The sequence below is a fragment of the Gemmiger formicilis genome, from assembly GCF_016901605.1.
Lineage (GTDB): Bacteria > Bacillota > Clostridia > Oscillospirales > Ruminococcaceae > Gemmiger > Gemmiger formicilis_B.
This window is the reverse complement of the sequence record NZ_JACJKP010000112.1, coordinates 1-10,243: the sequence shown is the minus strand read 5'-3', so window position 1 is coordinate 10,243 and position 10,243 is coordinate 1. Positions and strand designations below refer to the sequence as shown.

11 protein-coding genes are annotated in these 10,243 nt (G+C 59.5%); 6 read left to right on the top strand and 5 right to left on the bottom strand.

Annotated elements, in window-relative coordinates:
* Nucleotides 1-477 (top strand): acyl-CoA dehydratase activase (locus H6B10_RS09580; RefSeq protein ID WP_243427335.1); only part of this gene is annotated, 477 nt, incomplete at its 5' end.
* Between the two features lie 62 nt (nucleotides 478-539).
* Here the strand turns inward: H6B10_RS09580 and H6B10_RS09575 are convergent.
* Both H6B10_RS09575 and H6B10_RS09570 read right to left on the bottom strand, forming a co-directional pair.
* On the bottom strand, nucleotides 540-1,154 hold the full coding sequence (locus H6B10_RS09575) for a sugar O-acetyltransferase (RefSeq protein WP_204651398.1): 615 nt from the start codon (nucleotides 1,152-1,154) through the stop codon (nucleotides 540-542).
* Nucleotides 1,151-1,444 (bottom strand): permease of phosphate ABC transporter, encoded by a 294-nt coding sequence (locus tag H6B10_RS09570; RefSeq protein WP_243427334.1) that lies wholly within the window; start codon nucleotides 1,442-1,444, stop codon nucleotides 1,151-1,153. Before H6B10_RS09570 ends, H6B10_RS09575 begins: the two co-directional genes overlap by 4 nt.
* A 157-nt stretch (nucleotides 1,445-1,601) precedes the next feature.
* Here H6B10_RS09570 and H6B10_RS09565 point away from each other — a divergent pair, with 157 nt between their 5' ends.
* From H6B10_RS09565 to H6B10_RS09555, 3 genes are all read left to right on the top strand, one after another.
* A complete protein-coding gene (locus tag H6B10_RS09565; RefSeq protein WP_204651397.1) occupies nucleotides 1,602-2,603 on the top strand; it encodes a LacI family DNA-binding transcriptional regulator in 1,002 nt (333 codons plus the stop codon).
* A 145-nt stretch (nucleotides 2,604-2,748) separates the two neighbouring features.
* Nucleotides 2,749-4,131, top strand: coding sequence for a PTS transporter subunit EIIC (locus tag H6B10_RS09560; RefSeq protein WP_204651396.1), 1,383 nt, complete (start codon nucleotides 2,749-2,751; stop codon nucleotides 4,129-4,131).
* On the top strand, nucleotides 4,124-5,491 hold the full coding sequence (locus H6B10_RS09555) for a glycoside hydrolase family 32 protein (protein WP_204651395.1): 1,368 nt from the start codon (nucleotides 4,124-4,126) through the stop codon (nucleotides 5,489-5,491). Before H6B10_RS09560 ends, H6B10_RS09555 begins: the two co-directional genes overlap by 8 nt.
* Nucleotides 5,492-5,542: 51 nt before the next feature.
* On the opposite strand, the gene H6B10_RS09550 is transcribed toward H6B10_RS09555, so the two are convergent.
* From H6B10_RS09550 to H6B10_RS09540, 3 genes are read right to left on the bottom strand one after another with little or no spacing between them, the layout of a single operon-like run.
* Nucleotides 5,543-6,493: a carbohydrate kinase family protein gene (locus tag H6B10_RS09550; RefSeq protein ID WP_204651394.1), complete on the bottom strand. Its 951-nt coding sequence runs from the start codon at nucleotides 6,491-6,493 to the stop codon at nucleotides 5,543-5,545.
* 18 nt (nucleotides 6,494-6,511) lie between these two features.
* Complete coding sequence (locus H6B10_RS09545; RefSeq protein WP_204651393.1) at nucleotides 6,512-7,303, bottom strand: hypothetical protein; 792 nt, start codon at nucleotides 7,301-7,303, stop codon at nucleotides 6,512-6,514.
* A 15-nt stretch (nucleotides 7,304-7,318) separates the two neighbouring features.
* Entirely contained in the window at nucleotides 7,319-8,317 is a 999-nt protein-coding gene (locus H6B10_RS09540; RefSeq protein ID WP_243427333.1) for a LacI family DNA-binding transcriptional regulator, read from the bottom strand.
* A 293-nt stretch (nucleotides 8,318-8,610) separates the two neighbouring features.
* Between H6B10_RS09540 and H6B10_RS09535 the strand changes: the two genes are divergently transcribed.
* Nucleotides 8,611-9,564, top strand: a complete 954-nt coding sequence (locus H6B10_RS09535; RefSeq protein WP_204651392.1) for an ABC transporter permease — start codon at nucleotides 8,611-8,613, stop codon at nucleotides 9,562-9,564.
* Between the two features lie 13 nt (nucleotides 9,565-9,577).
* A partial coding sequence (locus tag H6B10_RS09530; RefSeq protein ID WP_204651391.1) for a carbohydrate ABC transporter permease occupies nucleotides 9,578-10,243 on the top strand: 666 nt, incomplete at its 3' end.

Below are 10,243 nucleotides of genomic sequence, written 5' to 3'. Positions count from 1 at the left end.
GGGCAGGACAGCAAGGTCATCCGGCTGGACGAAAACGGCGCCGTGGTGAACTTTGTGATGAACGACAAATGCGCCGCCGGTACCGGACGTTTTCTGGAAATGATGGCCCGCACCATGGAGATGGACCTGGACGAGATGAGCAAGGCAGGCCTGCACTATAAGGAAGACATCACCATTTCCAGCATGTGCACGGTGTTTGCCGAGTCCGAGGTGGTTTCCCTCATTGCCCAGAACAAGCCCACCGACGATATCGTTCACGGCCTGAATAAGGCGGTCGCTTCCAAAACCGCTGCGCTGGCCAAGCGTGTGGGCGGCGAGGAGCGCTATATGATGACCGGCGGTGTTTCCAAGAACCGGGGGCTGGTAAAAGCCCTGGAAGAAAAGCTGGGTACTACGCTGGTAGTCAGCGAAAAAGCCCAGCTGTGCGGTGCGCTGGGTGCCGCCCTGTTTGCCATGGATATGGTGGAAACCCACTGATTCCGACATTCCGACATAGAAAAAGACCTGCTTTCCCGGGAAAGCAGGTCTTTTGTTTTGGTTTACCGCAGCAGGGCCGGGTCGATGGGATGCTGTTTGAAGTAGTATTCCCGGTCATTGTCGCTGATGGGCCGCAGCACCCGGCAGGGGTTGCCCACCGCCACCACATTGTCCGGCAGGTCTTTGGTGACCACACTGCCGGCCCCCACCACCACGTTATCGCCGATGGTGACGCCCGGCAGGATCACCGCCCCTGCACCGATCCAGCAGTTCCGGCCAATGTGGATGGGGGCATCGTACTGATACCCCTGGGCCCGCAGTTCCGGCAGAATGGGATGCCCCGCTGTGGCCACCGTTACGTTGGGGCCGAACATGGTGCAGTCCCCCACATAAATATGGGTGTCGTCCACCAGCGTCAGGTTAAAATTGGCATATACATTTTTACCGAAGTGGACAAATTTGCCGCCGAAATTGGCATGCAGGGGCGGTTCGATGTAGCACCCCTCCCCGATTTCGGCAAACATCTCCCGCAGCATCGCCGTCCGCTTGGCGCCCTCGGTGGGGCGGGTATGGTTGAAGTCGTACAGCCGGTCCAGGCAGCGGGTCTGCTCCTCCACCAGGGCTTCGTCATTGGGCAGATAGAGGGCGGTGCTGTGCATTTTTTCGTAAATGGTCATATAAAAGCCACCTCATCGTCGTCCAGGTCATCAAAATTATCCACAAAGGGCGGGTCCACCCGGACTTTTGCTTCCTGCTCTGCCGCCACATGGATCAATTTTGCCATCAGCGGCAGATAGGTAACCAGAAATACCGGCAGCCCCACCGCCACCGCGGTCTTTTTGTACCGGGCAGGAAGCAGCGCCCCCACCACCAGGCCCAGGGCCAGCAGGCAGCATTTGAGCAGCGCAATGGTCCGCCAGTCGGATTCCTGCAGGTAACGGTCGGCAATCACAAAAAGTTTTTTCATTAGGGAGTCCCTCCTGTCCCGTGGATTTTTCTTCATTATGGCAGATTTCCCCACCACTGTAAAGGGGGAAATTCCGCCGTTGCCGCCGTTCTTGCAGCCAGGGGGCCCGTTTGCTATACTGGATATATGAAACCGATTCCACAAGGAGGCACAGCCCATGAATATTACCGAGATCGCCAAGCTGGCGGGGGTATCCAAAACAGCGGTAAGCCGCTATTTTAACAATGGTTACCTGAGCGCCGAAAAAAAGGCTGCCATTGCCGAGGTAGTGGCCCGGACCGGCTACGCCCCCAGTGAGCAGGCCCGGACGCTGCGGGTACGGCGCACCCGGCAGATCGGTGTGGTGATGCCCCGGCTGAGCAGCGAGAGCACCGCCCGTGTGGTGGACGGCATCACCCTGAGTCTGGCCGGGGAGGGTTACCAGCTGCTGCTGGCCAACACCGCCAACGACCCGGACAAAGAGGTGGAATACCTGGACACCTTCCGTACCAGCGGGGTGGATGGGGTGATCTTTCTGGGCAGCATCTTTACCCCGGCCCACAAAAGCGTGCTGAGAAGCATGCACATGCCGGTGGTCATTGTAGCCCAGCAGTACGACGGGTACAACTGCGTTTACCACGATGACCGGGGCGCCGCCCAGGCCATGACCGAATTGCTGATCCGCCGGGGCAGCAGCCGTCCCCTGTATATCGGCGTTACCGCCCAGGACCGGGCGGCCGGATATGCCCGGCATGAGGGATACCTGGCCGCCCTGAAAGCCGCCGGACTGCCGCCCCGTGCCGAGGACATGCTGCTGAGCGATTTCACCATGGAATCGGGGTATCGCATTGCCCGTCAGCTGCTGGAAAAGCGCCGCCCGGATGGGATTTTCTGTGCTACCGATGCCATTGCCATCGGCGTCATGCAGGCCTGCCGGGAAGCCGGGCTTGCCGTGGGGCAGGATGTGCTGGTGGCGGGTATCGGAGATTCCGCCCTGGGGCGGGTCACCGCCGTGCCCCTGACCAGCGCCCACCTGCACTACAAAACCAGCGGACAGGAAGCCGCCCAGATGCTGCTGCGTCTGATGCACCGCCAGGGGGCCGGGGTGCGCTGCCTGCAGCTGGGTTATGAAGTAATGGAACGGGCCTCCACGGGAGGAGAAACCGCTCCCGCCATGTGAAACCATATGAAACCAACGAGATGAAACGGGCAAGTTCGGATTCTCTGCCAATGGACGATTCTGCTGTAATCGTGCTACAATAGCATTGCAGGATATGAAATCGGTTCCACTCGAACCGATACAGTTCGGAAAGGAGTATCGGACTATGGATTACAAAAAGACTGCACTTGCCATCCTGGATGCCGTGGGCGGAAAGGAAAACATCGTCAGCGCGGCACACTGCGCTACCCGGTTGCGGCTGGTCATTGCGGACAACGCCCGCTGCGACAAAAAGACGGTAGAAAACATCGACGGCGTCAAGGGTGCCTTTGAGGCATCCGGTCAGCTGCAGATCATCATCGGCACCGGTGCGGTGAACAAAGTCTACGACGAGTTTGTGGCCGCTGCGGGCATTGCCGCCGCCAGCAAGGAGGAAGTCAAACAGGCAGCCGCCGCCAAGGCGCCCTGGTACAAGCGGGCCATCAAGACGCTGGGCGATGTGTTTGTGCCCATCATCCCCGCCATTGTGGCCAGCGGCCTGCTCATGGGTCTGCTGGAAGGTTTCGCCAATGTTTTCCCCGGTCTGACGGAAAACGGCACCTACACCATCATCCACCTGTTCAGCAATGCGGCATTTGTATTTTTGCCCATCCTCATCGGCACCAGCGCTGCCAAGGTATTTGGCGGCAACATCTACCTGGGTGCGGTCATCGGCATGATCATGATCCACACCGATCTGGTCAACGCCTGGAACGTGGCTTCGGCAGAAAGCATCCCCACGGCCTCGGTCTGGTTCGGCCTGTATGACGTCAAACTGGTAGGATACCAGGGCCACGTCATCCCCGTCATCATCGCGGTCTGGCTCATGTGTGCCCTGGAAAAGCGGCTGCACAAGATCGTCCCCGAGATGATCGATCTGTTTGTCACTCCGTTGGTCAGCGTACTGGTCACCGGCTACCTGACCCTGACCGTCATCGGCCCTGTCTTCGGCACCGTGGAAAACTACGTTCTGGCCGCCGTGCAGACCCTGATCTCTCTCCCCTTCGGCCTTGGTTCCGCCCTGTGCGGTGCCATCTACGCCCCCACCGTGGTAGCCGGTGTGCACCACATGTATAATGCTCTGGAAGCCGGTATGCTCAGCTCCACCGGTTTTGATACCTGGATGCCCATTGCCAGCTGCGCCAACGTGGCCCAGGGCGCCGCAGCACTGGCCTTTGCCCTGCGCACCCGGGACGCCAAGCTCAAGAACATGGCGCTGCCCGCCTCGCTCAGCGCGTTCCTGGGCATTACCGAACCTGCCATCTTCGGCGTGAACCTGCGCTTCTTCAAGCCCTTTGTGGCCGGTATTGCGGGCAGCTGCATCGGTTCCCTGGTTGCCGGCTGGCTGCATGTTTCCTCCACGGCGTACGGCATCACGGGTGTGTTCGGCATCCTTATCACCACCCACAACCTGCCCCAGTACCTGATCAGCATTGCAGTCGCCTTTGTGGTGGCTTTCCTGGTAACGGTTGTGATCTACCGCGACCAGAAGGAGGAAGCTCATGCCTGATTGGCGCCAAACATTGCATCTGGAACCGCCCCGCGGCTGGCTGAACGATCCCAACGGGCTGTGCTATTTCGGCGGTCTGTATCACGTGTTCTTCCAGTACTGCCCCACCCACGCCAACGGTTCCGGGCCCAAACACTGGGGCCATTACCAAAGCCCCGACCTGCTGCACTGGACCTTTACCGGCGCGCCTTTGCACCCCGATACCCCGCAGGACAAAAGCGGTGCCTACTCCGGCTGTGCAGTGCCCTGTGGTGATACGGTCCGGCTGTACTACACCGGGAACGTAAAACATACCGGCCCTTACGACTACATCCGCACCGGGCGGGAAGCCAACACCATTCTGGTGGAAACCCCCGACGGGATTCACATTTCCCCCAAGCAGGTGCTGCTCACCAGCGCCGATTACCCTGCCGACTGTTCCCTGCACGTTCGGGACCCCAAGGTCTGGCGGGAGGACGGCATCTGGAAGATGGTGCTGGGTGCCCGCAGCCTGGCCGATGCGGGACGGGTACTGCTCTACCACAGCGACGACGGCCTTGCCTGGCGGCTGGCCCGTGTGCTGGAACCTCAACCCGCCTTTGGCTACATGTGGGAATGCCCGGACTGCTTCCCCCTGGAAGGCCGCACCTGGCTGAGCATCTCGCCCCAGGGGCTGCCCCACGGCGAGACCGAGAACCAGAACATCTACCAGAGCGGCTACTTTGAACTGCCCGGCGGCATCGAGAGCGGCACCCCCGGTCCCTTTACCGAATGGGATATGGGCTTTGATTTTTACGCGCCCCAGACTTTTGAGGCCCCCGACGGCCGACGTCTGCTCATCGGCTGGATGGGCATGCCCGACGCCGACTACCATAACCCCACCGAGGCACTGGGCTGGCAGCACTGCCTGACCGTCCCCCGGGAGGTCACGGCAGGCACTCACGGCCTTCGCCAGCGGCCCGCCCGGGAACTGGACGCCCTGGCCGACGGTTCCCCTTCTATCATCCGGAACGGCACCGCCGCTCTGCCCCTGCCCTGCCGTTTACAGGGCGTAGCCGAGGGAGATTTCTCCCTGACGCTGGCCGGTGGGCTGCACCTGGAGCGGGACACCGGCAGCGGGCTGGTCAGCCTGCGCTTCACCCGGGATTCCCTGGGCGGTGGCCGCACGATCCGCCGCGCCAGAGTGGGCAACGCTCCCCTGCGGCTGGACATTCTGGTGGATCGTTCCTCTCTGGAGATCTACCTCAACGACGGTGAAACCGTGTTCTCCACCCGGTTCTACCCCGATGAACCGCAGGTACCGCTGGTTGCGGAAGGTCTGCCCCTTACGGTGCAGCCGCTGCGCCCCATGGAATTCTGCGGTATGCAAAAAGAAGATTGACCAAAAAAAGAGACGCTTTCCGCGGAAAGCGTCTCTTTCTTATTTTCTTTCTCAGACGATCTTGCACACGTCCGCTTCCGGCACCACGCTGACAATACCGCCGTGGGTCTGGGTAGACAGGCTGGCAGCGCAGCAGGCAAACCGGGTCACCGCACGCATCTCTTCCACCGTCAGTTCTTCGGGCGCTTTGTTCAGGCGCAGGAACTGGCTCATGGCGCTGCCGCCGAAGATATCCCCGGCGCCGGTGGTGTCCACTACATGGATGCCCGTGGGCGAGGACACCTCGCCGCAGCCCTGGGCATTGGCAAAGTGGCAGCCCTTGGGGCCCAGGGTGGCGTAAACCAGCCGTACGCCGTATTCGCGCAGCAGCTTCTGGGCGCCCTCCTCCGGGGAGAGGCCCCACAGGAACTCGATCTCTTCATCGCTGATCTTGACGATGTCGGCCTGGTGCAGGCTCCATTCGATCTGTTCCTTGGCCGCTTCATCGTTGGGCCACAGGGGTTTGCGCAGGTTGGGGTCCAGACTGATGAGTTTGCCGTGGGCCTTGGCGTACGCCACCGCCGCCTGGGTGGCGGCACGGGCCGGTTCATTGGTCAGGCTCAGGGTGCCAAAATGGAACACCTTGCACTCATCCAGCAGCGAGAGGTCCATCTCTTCGGTGCGCAGGCAGGTATCGGCACCGGGCTTGCGCGCAAAGCTGAAGGAACGGTTGCCGGTAGCATCCAGCGTTACAAAAGCCAGCGTGGTAAATACCGCCGGGTCCACCACAATGCCGCGGGTCTCGATGCCGCGGTCCTGCAAAGTACTTACCAGCAGGTGACCAAAGGTATCGTCACCCACCTTGCCCACCAGCGCAGTGGAGCAGCCGTACTCCTGCAGCGCTGCCAGGAAATTGCCCGGCGCGCCGCCCGGCTGCGCCTTCAGCGTGGGGTAGCCGGCTTCGTCGGTGGAAACGGGGGCAAAGTCGATCAGCAACTCGCCGAGTGCAACAACGTCTTTCATTCTCATAACCTCCCGGAATCAATCGTCATACTGCGGGGTTTGCTCGGGGAAAGCCTGCGCAATGCGCGCTTCCAGCCCGAACGCCTCATTCAGTTTATTATACAACACAAACAGGGCTGCAAACAAGGGGAACCAGGCCCCCACCAGGGGTAAAAGCAGCAAAGTCCAGGGTGCGAACAGCACCATCAGCAGCCAGAACACCAGCTGCAGCGCTGCCGCCCCCAATACCGGCAGCGGATACCGCAACATAAACAGCAGCATATTGCGCAAACGCTGCCGGTTGGGCATCTCGAACAAAACCAGCTGCGGCCAATAGAGGGTAGCCAGCACAAAGAACAGCAGCCAGCTGACCAGATACACCAGAATCGTGCCCAGCCCCGGGAACACACTGCGCCAGAAAAACAGCATGACACCCGCAAAACTGGCCGCCCCCAAAAACAGCCCCGTCAGAATCCCGGGCCATATTGCCCCCCGGACATTTTGCCGCAGAGCACGGCGGGTATTCTCCCGCCAGCTGCCCGGTGCGTCCCGCAGTGCGCGCAGCAGCCCGTCGTACAGGCAGGCCAGGAACGGCCCCGCCACGGCGCCGCCCAGCACACAGGCCGCCAGCTGCACCAGCACGCTGCTGCTGAGCACCGCATAGGCCGTGCCCAGTCCCAGCGGGGCAAAGCCCAGAATCGTCAAAAGACCGGTGCCCACAAACCGTTTCCAGTTGCGGCCCAGAACATCCTGATACCGGTCAATGCCTACCAGCCGTCCGCGGGCGTCCCGCTGGGGCTCCCCCGCCGAATAAGGGCGAAAAAGATTCATGACAAGGCTCCTTCCTTATTGCTGCGAATCCTTGGTTGTGCCGCCGGGTTGATACCGCACCGGCAGGCAGACCAGCGGCGGCAGACCGGTAAAGTCCTTGGACAGGACCATATTGACCGCCGTTTCGGCCAGATCGGGCACCGGCTGCACAATGGTGGAACAGATATAATCCTTGTCCCCAAACATCCGGATACCGTCAAACCCGATGATCTGCACATCCTCCGGCACGCGCAACCCCAGGTCGCGCACCATCCGTTCCGCCTGCCAGGCCATCAGATCGGTGCCGCAGAACAACCCATCCAACGGGTCATCGGTTTCCAGCAGGTTGTGACGCAAAAACACTTCAAAGGCCGACAGCGGCGAACCGTCGGGCAGGTTGCACATTTCAAACCGCAGCCCGGCCTCCATACAGCCGCTGATAAAACCATCCTTGCGCTTGCTGGGTTCGTTGGTCAGGGATGACCCGATTCGCATGCAGGCCACATGGCGGCAGCCCAGTTCCGCCAGTTTTTGTGCCGCCAGCTGGCCGCCGCCAAAGTTATCCGACGCCACACAGGGCACCGCCACACTGAAAAAGCGGTCAATGGTCACAAAGGGGATGCCCGCCGGGATTTCCAACTTGGGATTGTAGGTCAGGGCAATGATGCCGTCCACCCGGTTGTGCACCACCATGCTGACAAACTCCTGTTCCCGGTCACGGTCATACTCGGTAAAACAGAGCATCATTTTGTAACCGCGTTTTTCCAGTGCCATATTGATGTAATGGGTCAACACCGCAAAAAACGGGGTGATGGTGTTGGGAATGATCAGCGCAATGGTACTGGTGCGGTTGCTTTTCAGGGCCTTGGCAGTGGGATTCACCTGATAGTTCAGTTTTTTGATGGCAGCTTCTACTTTTAAGCGGTAGGCTTCCCCCACCGGCAGCCCGTTGACCACCTTGGACACCGTCCCCAGGGCGACACCAGCCTCCCGGGCCACATCGCTCATGGTAGCGGTCTGTTTTTCTCCTTTCAAAGCAATTCACCTCACTGTTGGTGTTCTTTTATTGCAATCATTATACACCGTTTCACGGGCATTGTAAAGCATTTTCATGAAATATCATTTATTATTTCACCAGCTTTCATGCCGCTCGTCCCATGCAAAATGCACAACAAACAAGCATTTTGGTTGTGCAGAGCGACAAAACCGCCTGAATCTGTTGCATTTTTGTTTGTTTCCCATTGACTTTTGTGCCCATCGGTGGCATTTTGGTTTCACAGGATGCATGAAACGATTCACGAACCCGTTCACAAGAAGGAGGAATCATTATGAACAAGTTGCGCGCTGCGCCGCAAGCCCAACCGGCCGCTGGTGCCGCCGTGGTACACCGCAAACCGCTGAAGCAGCGCATTGCCGAGAACTGGCAGCTTTACCTGCTGCTGCTGATTCCGGTGATCATCACCATCGTTTATAAGTACGGCCCCATGTACGGCATCCAGATCGCCTTCCGTGATTTTAAGGCCAGCCGGGGCATCACCGGCAGCGAATGGGTGGGTCTGGAATGGTTCGAGGAGTTCTTCTCCTCCCCCAACTGCGGGCGCATGATCAAAAACACCGTGCTGCTGAGCCTGTACAGCCTGCTGTGGAGTTTCCCGGTGCCCATCATTCTGGCACTGGCACTGAACCAGCTGCGGTTCCGCAAACTGAAGCGGGTGGTGCAGACGGTGCTCTACGCGCCCCACTTCATCTCCACCATGATCATCTGCGGCATGCTGCGCATCTTCCTCAGCCCGTCCGGCGGCCTGATCAACCTGATCTTCGGTACCAGCATTGACTTCCTCAACCAGAGCACCCTCTTCCGCACCATCTATGTAGCCAGCGGCATCTGGCAGGAAGCCGGCTGGGGCACCATCATCTACCTGGCCACCCTTTCCAGCGTGGACACCGCCCTTTACGAAGCCGCCAAGGTGGACGGCGCGTCGGTATTCCAGCGCATTCTGCACATCGACCTGCCCGCCCTGGTCCCCATGGCAGTGCTGCAATTGATCCTGAGTGCTTCCAACCTGATGAACATCGGCTTTGAAAAGGTCTTCCTGCTGCAGACCGACCTGAACAAAGCCACCAGCGATATCATTGCCGTCTATGTGTACGAACAAGGTATCCAGCACGCCGAGTACAGTTACTCCACAGCCATCGGATTGTTCAACACGGCCGTCAACATCATATTGTTGATCATCGTCAGCCGCATTGCCAAGAAGGCAAGCGACGTACAGTTTGTATAAAGGAGGGGTCCCCATGTCTGCAAACGCCAAAACTCTGGGTAAAAGGCCTGGCGGCCTTTCCGACCGCGCCAGCGATGTAGTGCTGGTCGCCCTGAGCGTCGTCATCCTGCTGCTGGTCGCCTACCCGCTGTACTACATTCTGGTGGCGTCCTTCTCCGACCCGTACGATGTTTATGCCGGCAAGACCTTCCTGCTGCCCAGCCAGTTCAGCCTGAAAGGCTATGCCGCCGTCTTCTCTGACGACAGCATCCTGCTGGGCTACTGGAACAGCATCAAGTACACCGTGGTAGGCACGATCTTCTCGGTGGTGATGATCTACATCACCGCCTACCCCCTGTCCAACCCCGATTTGCCGGGACGCAAGTTTTTCAACATCTTCTTTGTCATTACCATGTACTTTGGCGGCGGTTTGATCCCCACCTACCTGATCGTCAAGGATACCGGCCTGATCAACACCATCTGGGCCATGTTCCTGCCCGGCGGCGTGGCGGTATCCAACATGATCATTGCCCGCAACTTCTTCGAAACCAGCATCCCCAAAGAGCTGAAGGAAGCCGCCGAAATCGACGGTGCCTCCAAGCTGCGGGTTTTCTGGGACATTATCATTCCCCTTTCCAAGCCCATCATGGCCGTTATGGTGGTGTTCAGCATGGTCGCCTACTGGAACGACTGGTTCACC

What these genes read in the sequence shown, in the direction of transcription:
- H6B10_RS09575 (WP_204651398.1), bottom strand. Translation starts at nt 1,154, where the DNA reads ATGACCATTTACGAAAAAATGCACAGCACCGCCCTCTATCTGCCCAAT.
- H6B10_RS09570 (WP_243427334.1), bottom strand. Translation starts at nt 1,444, where the DNA reads ATGAAAAAACTTTTTGTGATTGCCGACCGTTACCTGCAGGAATCCGAC.
- H6B10_RS09565 (WP_204651397.1), top strand. Translation starts at nt 1,602, where the DNA reads ATGAATATTACCGAGATCGCCAAGCTGGCGGGGGTATCCAAAACAGCG.
- H6B10_RS09560 (WP_204651396.1), top strand. Translation starts at nt 2,749, where the DNA reads ATGGATTACAAAAAGACTGCACTTGCCATCCTGGATGCCGTGGGCGGA.
- H6B10_RS09555 (WP_204651395.1), top strand. Translation starts at nt 4,124, where the DNA reads ATGCCTGATTGGCGCCAAACATTGCATCTGGAACCGCCCCGCGGCTGG.
- H6B10_RS09550 (WP_204651394.1), bottom strand. Translation starts at nt 6,493, where the DNA reads ATGAAAGACGTTGTTGCACTCGGCGAGTTGCTGATCGACTTTGCCCCC.
- H6B10_RS09545 (WP_204651393.1), bottom strand. Translation starts at nt 7,303, where the DNA reads ATGAATCTTTTTCGCCCTTATTCGGCGGGGGAGCCCCAGCGGGACGCC.
- H6B10_RS09535 (WP_204651392.1), top strand. Translation starts at nt 8,611, where the DNA reads ATGAACAAGTTGCGCGCTGCGCCGCAAGCCCAACCGGCCGCTGGTGCC.